General features: G+C 42.5%; 21 protein-coding genes. All 21 read right to left on the reverse strand.

The window, feature by feature from the left end:
• Positions 1-326: 326 nt before the first annotated feature.
• Positions 327-1,820, reverse strand: a complete 1,494-nt coding sequence (locus ACEYKX_RS10540) for a PTS transporter subunit EIIC (RefSeq protein ID WP_373767583.1) — start codon at positions 1,818-1,820, stop codon at positions 327-329.
• Positions 1,821-1,930: 110 nt separating this feature from the next.
• Entirely contained in the window at positions 1,931-2,854 is a 924-nt protein-coding gene (gene rbsK, locus ACEYKX_RS10545; RefSeq protein ID WP_373767582.1) for a ribokinase, read from the reverse strand.
• A gap of 71 nt (positions 2,855-2,925) precedes the next feature.
• Complete coding sequence (gene rbsB, locus ACEYKX_RS10550; protein WP_373767581.1) at positions 2,926-3,798, reverse strand: ribose ABC transporter substrate-binding protein RbsB; 873 nt, start codon at positions 3,796-3,798, stop codon at positions 2,926-2,928.
• Between the two features lie 200 nt (positions 3,799-3,998).
• Positions 3,999-4,958 carry a ribose ABC transporter permease gene (gene rbsC, locus ACEYKX_RS10555; protein WP_373767580.1) on the reverse strand — a complete coding sequence of 320 codons (960 nt, stop codon included), beginning with the start codon at positions 4,956-4,958 and terminating at the stop codon, positions 3,999-4,001.
• Positions 4,959-4,969: 11 nt separating this feature from the next.
• A complete protein-coding gene (gene rbsA, locus ACEYKX_RS10560) occupies positions 4,970-6,469 on the reverse strand; it encodes a ribose ABC transporter ATP-binding protein RbsA (RefSeq protein ID WP_373767590.1) in 1,500 nt (499 codons plus the stop codon).
• Positions 6,470-6,478: 9 nt separating this feature from the next.
• Positions 6,479-6,898, reverse strand: coding sequence for a D-ribose pyranase (gene rbsD, locus ACEYKX_RS10565; RefSeq protein ID WP_373767579.1), 420 nt, complete (start codon positions 6,896-6,898; stop codon positions 6,479-6,481).
• A 152-nt stretch (positions 6,899-7,050) separates the two neighbouring features.
• A complete protein-coding gene (locus tag ACEYKX_RS10570) occupies positions 7,051-7,983 on the reverse strand; it encodes a transketolase family protein (protein ID WP_373767578.1) in 933 nt (310 codons plus the stop codon).
• Positions 7,970-8,800, reverse strand: a complete 831-nt coding sequence (locus tag ACEYKX_RS10575) for a transketolase (RefSeq protein WP_373767577.1) — start codon at positions 8,798-8,800, stop codon at positions 7,970-7,972. Before ACEYKX_RS10575 ends, ACEYKX_RS10570 begins: the two co-directional genes overlap by 14 nt.
• A 2-nt stretch (positions 8,801-8,802) precedes the next feature.
• Positions 8,803-10,161: a PTS ascorbate transporter subunit IIC gene (locus ACEYKX_RS10580; protein WP_373767576.1), complete on the reverse strand. Its 1,359-nt coding sequence runs from the start codon at positions 10,159-10,161 to the stop codon at positions 8,803-8,805.
• Between the two features lie 11 nt (positions 10,162-10,172).
• The gene (locus tag ACEYKX_RS10585) at positions 10,173-10,442 is read right to left on the reverse strand and encodes a PTS sugar transporter subunit IIB (protein ID WP_373767575.1); all 270 of its coding nucleotides are present in this window, start codon (positions 10,440-10,442) and stop codon (positions 10,173-10,175) included.
• A 155-nt stretch (positions 10,443-10,597) separates the two neighbouring features.
• Positions 10,598-11,587, reverse strand: coding sequence for a substrate-binding domain-containing protein (locus ACEYKX_RS10590; protein ID WP_373767574.1), 990 nt, complete (start codon positions 11,585-11,587; stop codon positions 10,598-10,600).
• Positions 11,588-11,682: 95 nt separating this feature from the next.
• Complete coding sequence (locus ACEYKX_RS10595; RefSeq protein ID WP_373767573.1) at positions 11,683-12,099, reverse strand: F0F1 ATP synthase subunit epsilon; 417 nt, start codon at positions 12,097-12,099, stop codon at positions 11,683-11,685.
• A 26-nt stretch (positions 12,100-12,125) separates the two neighbouring features.
• Complete coding sequence (atpD, locus tag ACEYKX_RS10600) at positions 12,126-13,499, reverse strand: F0F1 ATP synthase subunit beta (RefSeq protein ID WP_373767572.1); 1,374 nt, start codon at positions 13,497-13,499, stop codon at positions 12,126-12,128.
• 20 nt (positions 13,500-13,519) lie between these two features.
• Positions 13,520-14,386 carry a F0F1 ATP synthase subunit gamma gene (gene atpG, locus ACEYKX_RS10605; protein ID WP_373767571.1) on the reverse strand — a complete coding sequence of 289 codons (867 nt, stop codon included), beginning with the start codon at positions 14,384-14,386 and terminating at the stop codon, positions 13,520-13,522.
• Between the two features lie 23 nt (positions 14,387-14,409).
• A complete protein-coding gene (gene atpA / locus ACEYKX_RS10610) occupies positions 14,410-15,951 on the reverse strand; it encodes a F0F1 ATP synthase subunit alpha (RefSeq protein ID WP_373767570.1) in 1,542 nt (513 codons plus the stop codon).
• Between the two features lie 12 nt (positions 15,952-15,963).
• Entirely contained in the window at positions 15,964-16,497 is a 534-nt protein-coding gene (gene atpH / locus ACEYKX_RS10615) for a F0F1 ATP synthase subunit delta (protein WP_373767569.1), read from the reverse strand.
• 13 nt (positions 16,498-16,510) lie between these two features.
• The gene (gene atpF, locus ACEYKX_RS10620) at positions 16,511-16,981 is read right to left on the reverse strand and encodes a F0F1 ATP synthase subunit B (RefSeq protein WP_373767568.1); all 471 of its coding nucleotides are present in this window, start codon (positions 16,979-16,981) and stop codon (positions 16,511-16,513) included.
• Between the two features lie 60 nt (positions 16,982-17,041).
• Positions 17,042-17,296, reverse strand: coding sequence for a F0F1 ATP synthase subunit C (atpE, locus tag ACEYKX_RS10625; protein ID WP_005713637.1), 255 nt, complete (start codon positions 17,294-17,296; stop codon positions 17,042-17,044).
• Positions 17,297-17,425: 129 nt separating this feature from the next.
• Positions 17,426-18,217, reverse strand: a complete 792-nt coding sequence (gene atpB, locus ACEYKX_RS10630; protein ID WP_373767567.1) for a F0F1 ATP synthase subunit A — start codon at positions 18,215-18,217, stop codon at positions 17,426-17,428.
• A 28-nt stretch (positions 18,218-18,245) separates the two neighbouring features.
• Entirely contained in the window at positions 18,246-18,632 is a 387-nt protein-coding gene (locus tag ACEYKX_RS10635) for an ATP synthase subunit I (RefSeq protein ID WP_373767566.1), read from the reverse strand.
• 230 nt (positions 18,633-18,862) lie between these two features.
• Positions 18,863-19,489: a 16S rRNA (guanine(527)-N(7))-methyltransferase RsmG gene (gene rsmG / locus ACEYKX_RS10640; RefSeq protein ID WP_373767565.1), complete on the reverse strand. Its 627-nt coding sequence runs from the start codon at positions 19,487-19,489 to the stop codon at positions 18,863-18,865.
• Between the last annotated feature and the right edge of the window lies 1 nt (position 19,490).

The raw sequence follows: 19,490 nt of genomic DNA on the forward strand, positions 1-19,490 counted from the left end.
ACATTAATATGAATTTCAAGTTAAGCACTTATCAAGACTTCAAAATTAAAAAATATTTTCAAACAAAGTCAATCAACAAGTGCCCACACAGATTGTCTGATAAATTGTTAAAGAGCAAAAAACAACGACGCACTGTTTAATCACTTCGCAACAGCGCGTCGTTGTGTGGGGCGCATTATAGAGATTTTAGAATTCCGCGCAAGCGATTTTTGCAAAATTTTTGAAAAATCCGACCGCTTGTTGAAAAACAATTCAGTTTGGCTGAATTTTTAGCAGCAAGCGGTCTGTTTTAGGGCTAATTTTGCAAATACGGAATTGCTTTGAAACTAATCTTCTTTTCCTAAAATCTGATTAACCTCACTTTTATATAACACAGCTTTTGCGCCGAAAATAGCTTGAATACCTCCGCCAACTTCAAGTACATCCACTGCGCCCAATGATTTTAAGCAGGCTTTATCTACTTTTTTCACCTCTTTTACGGCAACACGCAAACGGGTAATACACGCATCGACATTTTCGATATTGGTTGCCGAACCTAATGCTTCAATAATTTTGTGCGCATTTTCGGTTAATGATGTGGTTTGTTGCTCTACAACGTCTTCTTGATCATCCCCCCTTCCCGGTGTCATCACATTAAATTTGCGAATCAGGAACAGGAAAGAGAAATAATAAAGTGCCGCCCAAGGTAGTCCCACCATTACGACACGAATCCAGTGGGTATTTTCATTACCTTGTAGAATACCGAACAGTAAGAAGTCGATAAATCCACCAGAGAAAGTATTACCGATAGACACATTCAGAAAATCGGCAATATAGAATGACACACCGTCTAAGAAAGCATGGAACACATAGAGCCACGGAGCAACGAATAAGAACATAAATTCAATCGGCTCAGTGATGCCTGTAATAAACGAAGTTAATGCAGCACCAAGGAACAACCCTCCAATCGCTTTGCGACGATCTTTCGGAGCCGCATGATACATTGCCAAACAGGCTGCCGGCAAACCGAACATCATGGTATCAAAACGACCGGCAAAGAATCGAGTTCCTTCGGTAAATAAACCTTGGTGATTCGGATCCGCCAATTGAGCAAAGAAGATTTTTTGTGCGCCGATAACAGTTTCACCGTTTACTACTTCGGTTCCGCCTAATTCGGTGTACCAAAATAACGGATAAATCATATGGTGCAAACCAATTGCACCGCTCAAACGCATTAAAAATCCATAAAAGAACGTGCCGATTTCGCCCATTGAAGCAATACCTTGCCCCGCAGAAACCAGCCAATTTTGGAAGGTCGGCCAAATTAAGAAGAACAGAGCGCCGACAAAAATTGCCGCAAATGCCGTAACAATCGGAACGAAGCGCGATCCGCCGAAAAAGCCTAGAATTTGCGGCAGCTGAATATTATGATATTTATTATGTAGTTTAACGGTGATCAACCCCATCACAAGCGAACCGATAACACCGGTATCAATCCCTTTGGTTTCCGGTGAAAAAATCGGAATCAATGCCGCAATCGTTCCCGTCATAATCAAATAACCGACGACGGAAGCTAATGCCGCTACGCCTTTATCTCGCTTGGCTAAACCGATACCCAAACCGATACAGAGCAACAGCGCAAGATTAGCAAACACCACACTGCCTGCCGCCGCCATAATTTGAAATATGCCTTGCAAAGTCGGGTTATCCAATATCGGATAAGCTTGCACCGTCGCTTTATTCGACAATGCACCGCCAATTCCTAATAACAAACCCGCCGCCGGCAAGATGGCGATCGGCAACATAAAGGCTTTACCGACTTGTTGAAGTTGTTTAAACATAAATGTCTCCTTTTATATTCAAAAAACCATTGGCGTAAGGATACCGCTATTCACAATAAAAAAATGTGACGTTATTCTCAATTTTGCTAAAAAGAAGAGAAACACCAAATTTATGGGTTTAATGATAAAAAAACTTCAACTTCTTCCCTTGTCGGAATCGCCGTTTGCGCCCCTATTCGAGTAACCGAAATCGCTGCAGCGGCATGAGCAAAACGAATCGCATCTTTAGCTGATTTTCCTTCCAATAATGCCGTCACAAAAGCGCCGTTAAAGGTATCGCCTGCGGCTGTTGTATCTACTGCATCAACTCGGAAACCCGGAATAATTTCGCCTTGCCCTTTTTCACTGTAATACACGCCTTTTGAACCTAGGGTAATCAATACCGTTTCGATCCCTAGTTGATGAAAATGGTTTGCTGCTACTGCTGCAGTTTGCTCATCGGTCACTTTAATCCCTGTCAGTATTTCCGCTTCCGTTTCATTCGGGGTGATAATGTCAATGTGTGATAACAAACTGTCCGGTAAAGGTTGAGCCGGAGCGGGGTTTAACACCACTTTTACCCCGGCTGATTTTGCAAATTTTGTCGCTAAAGTGACCGCTTGTAACGGGCTTTCTAACTGCATCAGCAAAATATCAGCTTGTTCTATCTGTGATTTATGTTGTTCAACTAAGGATTCGGAAAGATCCGCATTTGCCCCAGCAGAAATCACAATGCTATTTTCACCCGAATCGGCAACTTGAATCATCGCCAGCCCCGTTGATTGATTTGGAATGACACAGATTGCCGATGTATCGATACCATCTTGTTCAAAAGCTTGTTTCATCGTTTGTCCGATTTGATCATCGCCAATCGCACCGATAAAGCTGACTTTCGCTCCAACACGAGCTGCAGCAACCGCTTGATTTGCCCCTTTTCCGCCATAGGCAATTTGATAGCCATAACCCGTTAAGGTTTCACCCGCTTTGGGGAAATAAGGTACTCGAATCACGTGATCGACATTGATACTACCGAGAACACAAAGTTTGTTTTTCATTTTGACCACCTACTAAAAACAAGCGGTCAGATTTTGCAGATATTTTGCTAAAAGTGACCGCTTGTTTAAGACTATTTCGTGACGACTTTTAACGGAACAGGGATTTGTGCGTCGACTTTTTCGCCTTTCAACACTTTATCCGCCGCTTCTACACCTAACTCGCCAATTTTTTCCGGTTGTTGTGCAATGGTTGCGGCAAGTTGTCCGCCATTAACGGCTTTTACCGCATCATCCGTACCATCAAAACCAACCACTAAGATATTTTTACCCGATGCTTTGATCGCCCGTAAAGCGCCTAATGCCATTTCATCATTTTGAGCAAATACCGCTTTGGCAGAACCGTGGCTGGCAAGTAAGTTTTCCATGACATTTAAACCTTTAGTACGGTCGAAATCCGCCGGTTGGCTAGCAAGCAGTTCAAATTGGTTGGCTTCCACCGCTTGTTTAAAACCTTCACCGCGTTCACGCGCTGCAGAGGTGCCAGCAATCCCCTCCAATTGAATCACTTTGGCATTTTTACCGACTTTTTCAGCGATAAAATCCCCCGCCATTTTTCCGCCTGCCACGTTATCGGAGGCAATATGGCTCACGACATTACCTTTATTTGCACCACGGTCTAAGGTGATCACCGGAATATTTTTCTTATTGGCTACCGCAACGGCGGTACCTACCGCTTCAGAATCGGTCGGGTTGATTAATAATACTTTTGCACCACGCACAGTCACATCTTCGACATTAGACAGCTCTTTAGCCGGGTCATTTTGTGAATCCAACACAACTAAGTTATAGCCTAATTCTTTGGCTTTCTTCTCTGCGCCTTCTTTTAAGGTCACAAAAAATGGGTTATCTAAGGTTGAAATTGCCAATGCGATAGTTTCCTTTGCCATTGCTGATGTACTGAATGCCAAACCTAACGCAATCGCTAATGAAGTGAATTTTTTCATAAAAATCTCCTATGTAATGAAGAATGATGAGAAAGAACTTTATTTCCTAGCACGGCAGAGCCGTACTAGGTTAAGCATAATTCAGCTCCTTTGGAGCTGTCGCTTAGGAACAGCAACGCTGCTCAACTACACGTAACCTAGTACGCGTAGCGTGCTAGGATTAAAAGCTCTACGTTACAACGTTAAAATATAAACAACCGCTACACTTTTTTACGACCAATGAAGTTATCTAAGATAACTGCAGCTAAGATTACCAGTGCTTTCGCAACCAGTTGATAGTAAGAGTCAATGTCTAATAAATTCAAGGCATTGCTCAAGAAACCGATAATTAATGCACCGATTAACGTACCGATAATACGGCCTTTACCGCCCATAAGACTGGTGCCACCGACGACAACAGCCGCTATCGCATCTAATTCATAACCTGTTCCTGCCGTAGGTTGGGCGGAACCTAATCGAGACGTGACGATTAAACCGGCAAGGGCAGCAAGTACACCACTGACCGCAAATACAAAGAGTTTCACTTTATTGACGTTAATCCCTGAAAGGGCGGTTGCTGATTCATTTCCCCCTAAAGCATAAATATAGCGTCCCATACGCGTCTGCGTGAGTACAAACCAACCTAACGCAAACAAGATGAACATCAGCCAAACAGGAACCGGAATACCGAGCCAAATCCCCGTACCGATTTCGGCGAAGGCATCGGCATTATCGGAAAAACCGGTGCTAATCGGGCGACCGCCCATATAAATCATGGTCACGCCGCGTAATAACAGCATCGTAATCAAGGTTGCCATAAAGGCCTGTACTTTACCGAACGCCACCAGTGATCCATTCAACAAGCCGATCAGCCCGCCAAAAATCAGTACGGTAGGAATCACTACATAAACCGGTAAATCCATACCGACTAACGTTGCGGCTACCGCACCGGTCAGTGCCAATACCGAACCGACCGATAAATCAATGCCGGCAATCAAAATCACAAAGGTCATGCCAATCGCAATAATGGCGTTCACCGAAGTTTGACGCAGAATGTTAAGCAAGTTATCCGTGGTAAAAAAATCCGGATTTAAAAATGACACCACGACAATCAACGTGATTAACGCGATAATCGACCGTTGGTCGATTAAAAATTTAGTAAGGTTAAACGATTTATTCATTTGCAAATTTCCTATGAGATCTGACCGCTTGTTTTACCGATTGCCGCCGCCAATAATTTCTCTTGCGTCGCTTCTTGACGGGTAAATTCACCGCTGATTCTCCCTTCCCGCATCACTAAAATACGATCGGACATTCCCAAGACTTCCGGCATATCGGACGACACTAAAATGATACTCAGCCCTTCCGCTTTAAATTTATTGATCAGTTGATAGATTTCTTTTTTTGCCCCGACATCGACACCTCGGGTCGGCTCATCTAAAATCAGCACATTCGGGCGGGTCATTAAGCCTTTGGCAATCGCCACTTTTTGCTGATTTCCGCCGGAAAGTTCTCCGATAATTTTTTCGGCGTTGGGGGTTTTGATATTAAACAGCTCAATAAAATCCGTGACGACCATATTCTCTCGAACTTTATCAATTCGTCCGTAGCGGGAAAATTGCTCTAATGCGGTCAACGACATATTCTCTTTCACCGACATACCTAGCACTAAACCGTCACCCTTGCGGTCTTCAGAAATATAGACAATGCCGTTATCTAATCCATTTTGGGCAGTCTGGTTATGAATGTCTTTGCCATCTAATTTGACTGAGCCTGATGTACGTGGCAATGCCCCGTAAAGTACTTTCATCAACTCGGTTCGCCCTGCGCCCATTAACCCTGAAACACCGAGAATTTCGCCTTTTTTCAGGTTGAATGAGATTTGGTGAACACCGCTTCCCGTCAAATTATTGACTTCAAGGCGCACACTGCCTTGATCGGTGTCGATATGCGGATATTGTTCTTCCAATTTTCGTCCGACCATCATTTCAATCAATTGATCTTCGGTTAAATCGGCAACGGCTTTTTCCCCGATAAATTGCCCGTCACGCAAAACAGTCACATCATCACAAATTTGAAAAATTTCTTTAATACGGTGGGAAATATAGACAATGCCTCGACCTTCCGCTTTCAACTCACGGATCACCGCAAACAGCGCTTCGGTTTCCGTATCCGTCAGCGCATCGGTCGGTTCATCCATGACAATCACTTTGGATTCAAAGCTCAAGGCTTTCGCAATTTCTACCATTTGTCGTTCACCGATAGAAAGCTCACCGGCAGGAAGTTTACTGGAATGGCGAACACCAAGGCGAGCTAACAAGCGGTCGGATTCCGCATACATTTTACGCCAATCAATACCGCCCCAAGGGTGCGTAAATTCACGACCAAGAAAGATATTTTCGGCAATCGACAAGTTTCCCAAAATATTCAGCTCTTGGTGAATAATGCTCAATCCGGCTTCTTGAGAGGCCTTCGGATTGGCAAATGTCACCGCTTGTCCCAGATATTCAATCGTGCCGGCATCACGTTGATAAATTCCGGTGAGAATTTTCATTAAGGTGGATTTACCCGCCCCATTTTCCCCCATTAACGCCATCGCTCTACCGGCATAGACATTCAAGCAAGCATTTTTAAGCGCCTGAACACCGGGAAAGGCTTTATCTATTCCGCTAATTTTGAGTAAGGTTTTCATCATATCCACCTAAAACGGTACGCCCGAATAGAGAATAACATTGGCATACGGACTACATTCTCCCGTTCTGACGACAGCTTTGGCATGATTGCTTTGCTGTTTAAAGTCCTGATGAGGCACGTAGAGAATATCAATAGGCTTATTTTGTTGTTGAGCGGTTTGATTAATGAGAGTTAATAATTGTTGTTCAATGTGAGGGTTATGTATTTTGATTTCTTCCGCTAATAGAATTTTTTCAATAAAGAGTTCGCTTAACACCGCTTGTAAAGTCGAAAAAAAGTCCGGAATACCTTGCGTTAAGGCTAGATCAATACAGTGCTGTTCGGCGGGAATCGGTAAACCCGCATCACAAATGGTTAATCCGTCAGTATGTCCCATTGTGGCAATCACATGAGAAAGTTGAGCATTTAAGATTGTTGTCTTTTTCATCACAAACCCTCCTTAAAAAATCATCGAAACGTTTCGATAACTAAAAGAGTAGAAAAGATTGTCTAAAAAAACAACTGACTTTTATTAAAAGTGTGATGAGGTTCAAAAAATAAAGCGATTCGTTGTAAACAAATCGCTTATCATCAATAAACTTAGAAAGCTAAAACCTGCTTCACAATATCGTCCGCGGTCAGTTCATATTCTTTCATTAAGAAATCTAAGGTGCCGACTTGTCCGTAGCGCTGTTTTATTCCGATTCGTCGTAGCGGTGTAGGACAATGTTCGCATAACACTTCGGCAACCGCCGAACCCAAGCCGTTATGGATACTGTGATTTTCACAGGTGACGACTTTGCCCGTTAATTCGGCAAAGCGGATAATACATTCCCGATCGATCGGTTTTAGCGTGAACATATCGATGACGGAAGCTTCAATACCTTGTTTTTCAAGAATATCAGCCGCTTTCAACGCTTCAGCAACCATAATACCGTTAGCAATTAATGTGACGTCTTTCCCTTCACGCAGTACCTTAGCTTTACCGATGGTAAAAGATTCTCCTTCCTGATAAATCTTTACTGCTTTTTTACGGATGGTTCTGACCCAATAAAACCCGTTCAACTCAGCTAACTGCTTCACCATATTTTCCATCATGGTACCGTCCGTCACTTCCAATACCGTAGCATTGGCAAGCCCGCGTACAATCCCCATATCTTCAAAAGACATGTGCGTTCCGCCGTTATGTACCGCCGTTACGCCAGAGTCCGAAGCAATCACTTTGACATTCGATCGCTGATAGTCCAGCGACATAAAAAGTTGATCAAAACAGCGACGGCTGGCAAAAGCGGTAAACGAATGGACAAACGGAATATGCCCGGCAATCGACAATCCGGCAGCCATACCGACAACATTTGCTTCCATAATCCCGCAGTTAATCACTTGATTCGGCAGCTGTTTCTGTACCTTATCCATCGTCAAACAGCTCATTAAATCCGCTTCCAATTGAATAACAAGCGGGTTGTTTTGCATAATATTTTGCAAAGTATCGGCATAGATTTTGCGCATTTCAAATTCATCATAAACGAGCATTTTCCGCCTCCAATACCTCAATGGCACGATTGATTTCCCTACGAATCTCTTCCGTCAAACGTAAATGGTGACAATTCGGTAAACCTTCCAAATAAGGTACGCCTTGTCCTTTCACGCTATCCAAAATCACCACTAACGGTTTGTCTTTCGGCGGTTCGCTTAAAACATAGTAGAGCTGTTGAATGTCGTCACCTTTAACGGTGACGACCCGAAAACCAAATGCCGTAAACTTATCCGACAGATCAAACGGATGAATGATGTCGGTTAAATTTCCGTCTAATTGCTGTTTATTAAAATCAACTAAAAGACACAAATGAGTTAGCCGCCTGTGCGCAATAAACTGAAACGCCTCCCAACATTGCCCTTCGTTTAATTCACCGTCACCGACAATACAAAAGGTTCGATTCGGTAAACCGCGTAATTGATGGGAAAGGGCAATGCCTGCGGCAATCGACACTCCTTGCCCGAGCGAACCTGTGGTTGCATCAACGCCCAATGTTTTCAGTCTGTCCGGATGGCTGGGCAATAATGTACCGTTTTGGTTTAACGTGAGCAATTGCTCCACCGGAAAATAACCTTTCAATGCCAAAGTGGCATAAAGTGCCGGTCCGCCATGCCCTTTCGATAGTACAAAGTAATCTCTTGCCTGCCATTGCGGATTTTTCGGATCAACCTTCATCACTGCGCCGTAAAGCACCGCCAAGGCTTCGACAATGGATAAGCTACCGCCGAAATGCCCGAAACCTAAATGTGATAAGCTTTTTAAGGTTTCAATCCGAATTTGGTTGGCAAACGTTTTAAGCCGTTGTTCGTCCATGGTTACGACTCCGTTTTATCCGATTTTTTCGCTACATAGTTATGTACAACCAATAATGCGAAAATACCGATAATCACCGCTGTAATCACATCTTTAGATAAATATTGAGCCATATAACCGAGCACAATACCGACCCCGCCGAAGTCCGAATCCGAGAAAGTCGTATTGGCAAAGCCTAAAGAACCTAATACCGGTAATAAAAAGACCGGTAAGAAAGTAATTAATAACCCGTGGGCAAACGCGCCTAAAATTGCGCCTCTACGGCCGCCGGTCGCATTACCGAATACGCCTGCCGTTGCGCCACAGAAAAAGTGAGGAACCACTCCAGGTAAAATCAGTACCCAGTTTAATTGCCCTAATAACGCAAGACCGACAATACCTCCGACAAAACTGGATAAGAAACCGACAAGTACCGCATTCGGCGCGTACGGGAAGACAATCGGGCAATCCAAAGCCGGCTTCGCATCCGGCACTAATTTTTCGGAGAAACCGGTAAAGGCAGGCACTATTTCAGCAAGGATTAAACGTACCCCTTGTAAAATAATAAAGACACCGGCAGCAAAAGTGATGGCTTGAATAATGGCATAAACCAAATAATTTTGTCCGTTACTAAACTGTTGTTCGACGTAAGTATTACCGGATGCCAAGGCAAGAATAAGATAAATCATCATCATGGTGAGGGAAATGGAAATGGAGCTGTCACGTAAAAAGCTTAAGTTTTTCGGTAAATTCATTTCTTCGGTTGATTTTGAACCTTTACCGACCGCTTGTCCTATCGCAGCCGACAATACGTACCCTAACGTACCAAAGTGACCGAAACCGACATCATTACTGCCGGTCACTTTCCGCATATAACGCTGAATGATTGCCGGGAAAAATGCCATCACCAAACCGAGAGCAAGCGATCCGACCAACACTAATTGTACGCCTTCAAAACCGACGACCGTCAAAATGATTCCGATCATACATGCCATGTAAAACGTATGGTGACCGGTTAAAAAGATATATTTCATTCGCGTAAAGCGTGCAACCAAAATATTTGCCGCCATCCCGAACGCCATAATTAATGCGGTTGCCGTACCGTATTTTTCAATTGCCATGGAAACAATTGCTTCATTATTCGGGATGATCCCTTGCACGTTGAATGCATGTTCAAACATGCCTCCCAGCGGGTTTAACGATCCGACCAAGACACCAGCTCCACCGCCCAATACGATAAAGCCTAAAATCGTTTTAACCGTACCTTTAATCACATCTGGCAGTGATTTCTTTTGCGCCAACAATCCGATTAACGCAATGAGACCGACTAAAACGGAAGGAACTTTTAAAATATCGAGAATAAAAAAGAGTAAGCCGTCCATATACCACCCCGCTAACGATTAAAATAGGCACCTAACTTTTCTTCAAATTCAGCAACACTGACTAAATTTTTCACAACGACAATACGATCCGACGGAATACTGCTGCTTTCCGCAATATCTTTTGCCATTACAAACACATCCGCATCATCCAAGGTTACCGAAGCCAAATCGGTATGGTTTACTTCCGCCTCTACACCTATTTTTGCTAATGCCTTTTTGATGTTCATTTCCATCATAAAGCTACTACCCAAACCGGAACCGCACACAGCCATAATTTTCATAAACATTCTCCCTAATAACAAAACGGTTAAAAAACGACTTCACTGTGATTGAAGCTAAAGAGACTCTAGAAAGAAATACATTCGCTATCAACAAGTAAAGTTCAAAAATGTGATAACCGTAACATTTTTAATGGGAATAAAAGGCGGGATGAAATCTAAAAAGATTCCCGTTTGATGAGTTCCGGAGTTAACCGAACGGTTTCTACCGCTTGTTCGGGATGGCGTATACGGGTAATCAGACGTTCAACCGCAAGTTTGGCCAAACGAGCTTTCGGTTGGTGAATGGTGGAAAGTGGCGGAGAAAGGTATTGGGATAACTCAATGTTATCGTAGCCGATCACGGCAATATCCTGCGGAATACGCAGCCCGGCGCGCCAAATCGCTTGATAGGCACCGATGGCAATACTGTCGCTCATAGCAAAAACGGCTCTTGGACGGTGCGGTAAGGCAAGCAATTTTTCCATTGCCGTTAAACCACCTTCATAGTGGAATCGGCTTTCGATAATCCATTCCGAACGAATTTGCAAATTATTCTCCAAAAGTGACCGCTTGTAACCGCTCAACCGCTTCTCGGCAAGCGGTTTGGTTAACTCGCCGGTGATGACGGCAATCTCGCGATAACCGGCATCAATAAGCGATTTTGTCGCAAGATAACCGCCTAATTCGGAATTTTCGTGAATAATATCCGCTTTTAACGGCTGTTGCCACCAATCGATAACAACCATCGGTAAACGGAGATTATTCATAATGTACGGTTCATCCTGTTGAGGTTCAGCACACATCAATAATAAACCGTCAACCTGCTTACGCAATAAACGCTCCACATGTTGGGCTAAGGTTTGGTTGTTTCCTTCCGTGTTGACTAAAATCAGGTGATATTGGTGTTTTTCACAATAGCGTTCGACATGCCTGACGACTTCGGAAAAAAACGGATTACCGCTCGTAGTAACAAGCATACCAATCGTACTGGTTTCTTTCATTTTTAAGCTACGAGCAACAAAAGAAGGGGTGTAATTCAGCTCTGCGATCACCTTATTGACACGCAAGGTAATCTCTTCGCTGACAAATCTCGAACCATTTACCACATGCGAAACCGTTGAAAGGGACACACCCGCAATACGGGCAATATCTTTCATTGTTGCCACACTACCTCCTTTTGCAAAAAATGATCGCGATCCGACCGCTTGTAAAAAAAGAAAAAACGCTTTAACTCTAAAGTTAAAGCGTTTTATTTATTAAATTAACGTCTTCCCGCTTCTCTTGCTTTTGTGAGCTCGTAAACGCGTAATTTCGCAATTTCTCTTGCTAATTTCGCTGTCATATCCGCTTCGTTCGTTTTACTCATGGTTTCTTCCGCTTTACGCTTCGCCGCTAAAATACGTTGCTCGTCAAGCTCATCCCCACGAATAGCCACATCGGCAAGTACCGTAACAACGGTCGGCTGAACTTCAAGGAAACCGCCCGATACATAGATAAATTCTTCCTTATTATCTTCTAAGGTAAATTTAACCATACCCGGTTTAATCGCAGTTAATAATGGGGTGTGCCCAGCATAGACACCCAATTCCCCTTCAACCCCTGAAACCCGCACACTCGTAACCTGCCCGGAAAAAATCTTGCGATCAGCACTAACGACTGTGAGTTCAAATGGCGTCATGTTGTTCTCCTTAGTTCAAAGAACAATTACATTTTATTGGCTCTTTCAACCACTTCGTCAATTGAACCCGCCATATAGAACGCTTGTTCCGGAATATGGTCGTATTCACCTGCTAAAATGCCTTTAAAGCCACGGATAGTTTCTTTTAACGGAACATATTTACCCGGTGTGCTGTTAAACACCTCTGCCACGAAGAACGGTTGAGATAAGAAACGTTCAATTTTACGCGCACGGGCAACGACCAATTTATCTTCTTCAGATAATTCATCCATACCAAGAATTGCGATGATGTCTTTCAATTCTTTATAACGTTGAAGCGTTTTTTGTACGCCGCGCGCAACATCATAGTGCTCTTGACCGACAACGAGCGGGTCTAATTGACGTGACGTTGAGTCAAGCGGGTCGATCGCCGGGTAAATACCTAATGAGGCGATGTTACGGCTTAATACAACCGTTGAGTCCAAGTGAGCAAAGGTTGTTGCCGGTGATGGGTCCGTTAAGTCATCCGCCGGGACATAAACCGCTTGAACAGATGTGATAGAACCTGTTTTGGTTGAAGTGATACGCTCTTGAAGTACACCCATCTCTTCTGCAAGCGTCGGCTGATAACCTACCGCAGACGGCATACGACCTAATAACGCTGACACTTCTGTACCTGCAAGGGTATAACGATAGATGTTATCGACGAAGAATAACACGTCACGACCTTCATCACGGAATTTTTCCGCCATGGTTAAACCTGTTAATGCCACGCGTAAACGGTTACCCGGCGGTTCGTTCATCTGACCATAAACCAGTGATACTTTGTCTAATACATTAGAGTCTTTCATCTCGTGGTAGAAGTCGTTACCTTCACGAGTACGCTCACCAACACCGGCGAACACAGAATAACCTGAGTGCTCGATTGCGATGTTACGGATTAACTCCATCATATTAACTGTTTTACCTACGCCGGCACCACCGAATAAGCCAACTTTACCCCCTTTAGCAAACGGCGCAATCAAGTCGATAACTTTGATCCCTGTTTCTAAAAGTTCTGTGCTGTTAGCTTGATCTTCATAACTTGGTGCCGCACGGTGAATCGTCCAACGTTCTTCTTCACCGATAGGACCTGCTTCATCAATCGGCTCACCTAATACGTTCATAATACGACCAAGCGTTTTCGTACCGACCGGTACTTCAATCGCTTTATTCGTATTTTCAACTTTTAAACCACGTTTTAAACCATCAGAGGTACCAAGAGCGATACAGCGTACTACGCCACCACCTAATTGTTGTTGAACTTCAAGGGTTAAACCCGTTTCAACTTTCAATGCATCATAAACTTTTGGTACTGCATCTTGTGGAAACTCAACATCGATTACCGCACCGATGATTTGTACAATTTTTCCCGTTGCCATTACCGTTCCTCTATTCGTTGTTAAATTGCTGCGGCACCCGCGACAATTTCATTTAATTCATTCGTAATACTTGCTTGGCGTGCTTTGTTATACACCAACTGTAAGTCATTAATTAAATTACCTGCATTATCAGTTGCTGCTTTCATTGCTACCATTCGAGCCGCTTGTTCAGACGCAAGATTATCCACTACCGCTTGATATACTTGAGCTTCTAAATAACGCACCAGTAAGCTCTTTAATAATAATTTCGGATCCGGCTCATAAATATATTCCCATGAACCGTCTGATTCTAAATCATCATCTTCAAGTATAGGTAAAGGAAGTAATTTTTGCACAACCGGTTTTTGTGACATGGTATTAATGAAGCGATTATAAACCACATAAACTTCATCAACTTCACCCTTCCGGAACCGTTCAATCATTCCGCCGACAATACCGACAATCCGCTCGGCTTCCGGTGCATCACCTAATCCGGAGATTTGCGCGGCAATTTCAATTCCCATATTTGAGAAAAAACTGATTGATTTACTTCCGATTAAACCGACTCGTGTTTTAACGCCTTTTTCTTCTTGTTTTTTAAATTCATTCAACACTGCTTTAAATAAATTCACGTTTAAACCGCCACATAAACCGCGGTCGGTCGAAACAACAAGATACCCGACTTTTTTCACTTCTCTCGGGGTTAAAAAAGGATGTTTATAACCAATACTTCCTTTGGCGATATGGCTGATTACCTTACGAATGGTATCCGAATACGGACGGGAAGCTAACATTCTCTCCTGCGTTCTACGCATTTTAGATGCGGCAACCATTTCCATTGCTTTGGTAATTTTTTGCGTATTACGAACACTTGCAATTTTGGTTCTAATCTCTTTAGCACCTGCCATATTATTTCTCCGCTAAAGTTGTATTACCACGCACTGTTCTTTTTGAAACCACTCAAAATCTCGACTAATTTTTCTTTAATAGAATCATTGTAGTCACCCGATTTTGTTAAATCTTTCATAAAGTCCGCGTAATTATTATTTGCGTAGTCAAGAAGATTTGCTTCAAATGAACCGATACGCTCAACCTCAACATCATCCAAATAACCAAACTCAGCGGCAGCTAACGATAATGCTAATTGTGCAACCGACATTGGCGCAAATTGTTTCTGTTTAAGTAACTCAGTCACTTTTTGACCGTGAGAAAGTTGTTTGCGGGTTGCATCATCTAAATCTGAAGCAAACTGTGCAAATGCAGCTAATTCACGATATTGTGCAAGTGCGGTACGAATACCACCGGCTAATTTTTTAACTACTTTGGTTTGTGCTGAACCACCAACACGAGAAACCGAAATACCCGGGTTAACCGCCGGACGGATACCTGCGTTAAAGAAACTGGTTTCTAAGAAAATTTGACCATCGGTAATTGAAATTACGTTGGTCGGAACAAATGCCGAAACGTCCCCTGCTTGGGTTTCAATAATCGGTAATGCCGTTAAAGAACCGGTTTGACCTTTTACTGCACCGTTAGTGAAACGTTCTACATAATCTGCATTTACACGCGCTGCACGCTCAAGTAAACGCGAATGTAAGTAGAATACGTCACCCGGATACGCTTCACGACCCGGCGGACGACGCAATAATAATGAAATTTGACGATAAGCAACCGCTTGCTTAGATAAATCATCATAAACGATTAATGCATCTTCACCGCGATCACGGAAATATTCACCCATTGCACAACCTGCATAAGGTGCAAGATATTGCAATGCTGCCGACTCTGATGCACTCGCCACAACAACGATTGTATTTTGTAGCGCACCATGTTCTTCCAATTTACGCACTACGTTGGAAATAGTTGAGGCTTTCTGACCGATAGCCACATAGATACATTTAATACCGGAATCACGTTGGTTAATAATCGCATCTATCGCCAATGCGGTTTTACCTGTTTGACGGTCACCAATGATCAACTCACGCTGACCACGACCGATTGGCACCATGGAGTCAACGGCTTTATAGCCGGTTTGAACAGGCTGATCAACAGATTGACGATCGATAACGCCCGGTGCAATCACTTCAACCGGAGAAAAACCGTCATTGTCGATTTCACCTTTACCGTCGATTGGTTGACCTAATGTATTAACGACTCGGCCTAATAATCCGCGACCGACCGGCACTTCTAAAATACGACCGGTACATTTTACTTCCATTCCTTCTGCTAAATCCGCATAAGGCCCCATCACTACCGCACCGACCGAATCTCTTTCTAAGTTTAATGCAATCGCATAACGATTGCCCGGCAATGCAATCATTTCACCTTGCATTACATCCGTTAAGCCATGGATACGAATAACTCCATCACTTACTGAAACGATTGTCCCTGTACTATGTGCTTCACTGACCACATTGAACTGTGCAATACGTTTTTTAATCAATTCACTAATTTCTGTAGAATTTAGTTGCATTTTCTATTCCTCTTACAAGCACAACTCTTGACTCAAACGGTTTAGCTGACCACGGCTGCTTCCATCAATTACAATATCGCCATAGCGAACGACAACCCCGGCAATTAAAGATTTATCTACTTGAGATACGATACGAACTTTACCGTTAAGTCGTTTAGTCATAGCATCTGTAATTTTCGTTTCTTGCGCTTTAGTGAGTTTAGTTGCGGAAGTAACGATAACTTCCGTAATCGCTTCATGTTCCGCTCTAAATTCAAGAAAAGCTTTTAACACTGAAGGCAAAGCGCCTAAACGCTTATTTTCAGCCATTATTCGAATGAAATTTTGCCCATATTGATCAAGTTGGTCGGCACAAATTGCAATAAAAGTATCCGCAATTTTCGTTGCTGAAAAAGAAGAATCGATTAATTCCGCTACCTCATCATTCTCGGCAACCAATGCAGAAAACTGTAGCATTTCCTGCCATTTATCCAGCTGACCTTGTTCTAAAGCAAAATCAAAAGCTGCTTTAGCATAGGGGCGAGCTACTGTAGTTAATTCTGACATCTGCCCCCCTCAATTATAATTCTGCAACTAGCTTATCAATAATGTCATTGTTTGCCGCAGCATCAACCGTACGACCCACAATTTTCTCCGCACCGGCAACCGCCAATGCAGCCACTTTTTGACGAAGCTCTTCTTGAACACGTTTACGCTCATTCTCAATTTCGGCATAACCCTGTTCAATAATTTTCGCTTTTTCAGCTTCTGCTTCCGCTTGGACAGAATCTAAAATTTCATTGCGACGTTTTGTTGCTAAATCAATGATATGTTGCGCTTCCTCACGAGCTTTAGCGAGTTCTTGCTCGACTAAAACTTTAGTATCAGCTTGTTCTTGCTTGGCTTTCTCAGCACTTGCAAGAGCGTCTGCAATATTTGCCTGACGCATTTCAATCGCTTTAATTAGCGGCGGCCATACATATTTCATGCAGAACCACACAAAAAGTGAGAACGCAATCAGTTGGCCTATTAGTGTTGCATTTAAATTCACAACGCCCTCCTCGAAGTCGGTTAAGTTACCTTAAAGTAACTACGGTTGAGCAAATCCGACTTATTTCAATAAATCAATGAACGGGTTTGCGAAAATGAAAAGTAATGAAATACCTACAGCAATCATTGCAATCGCATCGAGAAGACCTGCAACAATAAACATTTTAGTTTGTAAGCTACTTGCAAGTTCAGGCTGGCGAGCTGAAGACTCTAAGAATTTACCGCCTAAAATAGCAAAACCGATTGCTGTACCAAGTGCAGCAAAAGCAAGTAGAATTGACGCACCAATAATTGTTGCTGTAATTACAGTTTCCATAATGTTCTCCATTAAGATTGAGGAAATTAGCCAAAGGCTAGGGTTAATAAAAAAGTTAAATAAACAAAACAAGCGGTCGGTTTCCCACAAAAATTTGCAAATCAATAACCGCTTATCAATCTATTTTGTTTAGTGATCCGCCTTATTGTAAGCGATACTCAAGTAAACAATCGTTAACATCATAAAGATAAATGCTTGTAACGTAATAATCAAAATGTGGAAAATCGCCCAAGCCAAATGTAACGGTAAACCTAACGCCTGTAACAAGAAGTTATCCGCCATATACATAACGGCAATCAAGATAAAGATTAACTCACCGGCATACATATTACCGAATAAACGGAATGCTAAAGAAATCGGTTTCGCTAACAAGGTTACCATTTCAAGCACAAAGTTCACCGGAATAAACGCCCAGTGGTTAAACGGATGAAGTGTGTACTCTTTAACAAAACCGGAAAAACCTTTCGATTTAATCGTGTAGAAAATAATTAAACAGAACACGCAGATAGCCATACCCAGCGTTGCACTGATATCAGCCGTCGGCACCGCACGTAAATAATCAATACCTAGCATCGCAGCAAATTGGGGCGGGAAGTCAACCGGGATTAAGTCAATGGCATTCATTAAAAACACCCAACAAAATACAGTTATAGCGAGCGGCGCAATAACATCACGAGATCCGTGGAAGTTATCTTTCACCAATCCGTTTACCCACTCAATGATTATTTCAACAAAACATTGAAATTTACCGGGTACGCCTACGGTTGCTTTTTTAGCCGTACGATAAAAGAAAAATAAAAAGACAACCCCCGCTAAAACGGAAAAGAAAAGCGTATCTAAATGCACATTCCAAAAACCGTCACCCGTTGTAAGGAATGATAAATGGTGACTGATATAGTCAGCCGTTGTTTGACCAGCCATAGTTTATCCCTTTGATATTAAAAGAAACTTATTTTGTTCGCAGCCTATATAAAATAGGTAACAAACTATTGAGTAATAACATTAAAAAATACCCGATAAAGAAGAAAACATAGTTAAGTGAAGTATAAAATTTAAATAAGACGACGATCAAAACGATAGTCGCTAACCATTTTAATCCTTCTCCTCGATAGAAATCGGTCATTTTATTCAATGTTAGTGATGTTTTTCGGAAAAACACCCAATAAACAAACAAACAATGGGGAAGAAAACTTGCCATCCCGCCAACAAAGAAAGAAGAAACCGAATCAGCCTTATGCCATAAAGCAGCTCCCGCCGTCAATACGCAGAAGAGAGTGAATTCTATACTCAACGCCTTACGGTAAAGCTGTTTTGTCCGATGGATTACCGCAGACATTCTACCTCTTTGACTCAAACCCAATCAAATAATAAACGATTTTCACGCTGTAAAATAAACGTAAAGTGAAACAATCGAAAACCCTTAAATTATACGCAGATCAGCACCTTATTCCAACACACAAACGCTAGAAAAAATGCGGTTAACTTAACATTTTTATAAAATTTTTTAACATTTGTTTATTTTATAAACAGAAATAACCGACTATAGCGTAAAAATCTATAAATTATTTACACATTTTGCTTTTCTTTATTCAATACAATTAAATGCCTTTCGCCAATTAATTCCGGGACATTCAATTGAATAACCTGCACCAATCCGATTGGCTTTTTTACTTCAGCAAGCTCTTCTTGTTGATATTGCCCTTTTAGCGCATAGAAGCAACCGCTCGCATTCGATAAATGATAGCACCAATCGACCATATCATTCAGCGAAGCAAAAGCACGGCTTAATACGCCGTCAAACTGTTGTTCATGGAATGCTTCAACCCGACTTAATACAGGCGTAACATTGGTGAGTTTTAGCTCACGAATGGCATTTTTGATGAAAGTAATGCGTTTGCCCAAACTGTCTAGCAACACGAACTGTTTATCCGGATTGGCTATTGCAAGAGGAATACCCGGTAAGCCCGGCCCCGTCCCGACATCAATAAACTGTTGACCTTGTAAATATTTGCTCACCACAAGACTGTCCATAATGTGCTTCACCAACATTTCATCGGGATTACGTACGGAGGTGAGGTTATACGCCTTGTTCCATTTATCCAACAATTTGACGAAATCGACCAGTTGTTGTTTCTGCCGATCGGTCAAAGCAATCTCCGCTTGATTTAACAAGCGGTCTAATTTGGCTAACATT

It is taken from the genome of Glaesserella sp., assembly GCF_041817755.1.
Lineage (GTDB): Bacteria > Pseudomonadota > Gammaproteobacteria > Enterobacterales > Pasteurellaceae > Glaesserella.

What these genes read in the sequence shown, in the direction of transcription:
- atpD (WP_373767572.1), bottom strand. Translation starts at nt 13,499, where the DNA reads ATGGCAACGGGAAAAATTGTACAAATCATCGGTGCGGTAATCGATGTT.
- rbsB (WP_373767581.1), bottom strand. Translation starts at nt 3,798, where the DNA reads ATGAAAAAATTCACTTCATTAGCGATTGCGTTAGGTTTGGCATTCAGT.
- ACEYKX_RS10580 (WP_373767576.1), bottom strand. Translation starts at nt 10,161, where the DNA reads ATGGACGGCTTACTCTTTTTTATTCTCGATATTTTAAAAGTTCCTTCC.
- atpB (WP_373767567.1), bottom strand. Translation starts at nt 18,217, where the DNA reads ATGGCTGGTCAAACAACGGCTGACTATATCAGTCACCATTTATCATTC.
- atpG (WP_373767571.1), bottom strand. Translation starts at nt 14,386, where the DNA reads ATGGCAGGTGCTAAAGAGATTAGAACCAAAATTGCAAGTGTTCGTAAT.
- atpH (WP_373767569.1), bottom strand. Translation starts at nt 16,497, where the DNA reads ATGTCAGAATTAACTACAGTAGCTCGCCCCTATGCTAAAGCAGCTTTT.
- rbsA (WP_373767590.1), bottom strand. Translation starts at nt 6,469, where the DNA reads ATGAAAACCTTACTCAAAATTAGCGGAATAGATAAAGCCTTTCCCGGT.
- ACEYKX_RS10575 (WP_373767577.1), bottom strand. Translation starts at nt 8,800, where the DNA reads ATGGACGAACAACGGCTTAAAACGTTTGCCAACCAAATTCGGATTGAA.
- atpA (WP_373767570.1), bottom strand. Translation starts at nt 15,951, where the DNA reads ATGCAACTAAATTCTACAGAAATTAGTGAATTGATTAAAAAACGTATT.
- atpE (WP_005713637.1), bottom strand. Translation starts at nt 17,296, where the DNA reads ATGGAAACTGTAATTACAGCAACAATTATTGGTGCGTCAATTCTACTT.
- rsmG (WP_373767565.1), bottom strand. Translation starts at nt 19,489, where the DNA reads ATGTTAGCCAAATTAGACCGCTTGTTAAATCAAGCGGAGATTGCTTTG.
- ACEYKX_RS10540 (WP_373767583.1), bottom strand. Translation starts at nt 1,820, where the DNA reads ATGTTTAAACAACTTCAACAAGTCGGTAAAGCCTTTATGTTGCCGATC.
- rbsD (WP_373767579.1), bottom strand. Translation starts at nt 6,898, where the DNA reads ATGAAAAAGACAACAATCTTAAATGCTCAACTTTCTCATGTGATTGCC.
- ACEYKX_RS10570 (WP_373767578.1), bottom strand. Translation starts at nt 7,983, where the DNA reads ATGCTCGTTTATGATGAATTTGAAATGCGCAAAATCTATGCCGATACT.
- ACEYKX_RS10635 (WP_373767566.1), bottom strand. Translation starts at nt 18,632, where the DNA reads ATGTCTGCGGTAATCCATCGGACAAAACAGCTTTACCGTAAGGCGTTG.
- rbsK (WP_373767582.1), bottom strand. Translation starts at nt 2,854, where the DNA reads ATGAAAAACAAACTTTGTGTTCTCGGTAGTATCAATGTCGATCACGTG.
- ACEYKX_RS10585 (WP_373767575.1), bottom strand. Translation starts at nt 10,442, where the DNA reads ATGAAAATTATGGCTGTGTGCGGTTCCGGTTTGGGTAGTAGCTTTATG.
- rbsC (WP_373767580.1), bottom strand. Translation starts at nt 4,958, where the DNA reads ATGAATAAATCGTTTAACCTTACTAAATTTTTAATCGACCAACGGTCG.
- ACEYKX_RS10595 (WP_373767573.1), bottom strand. Translation starts at nt 12,099, where the DNA reads ATGACGCCATTTGAACTCACAGTCGTTAGTGCTGATCGCAAGATTTTT.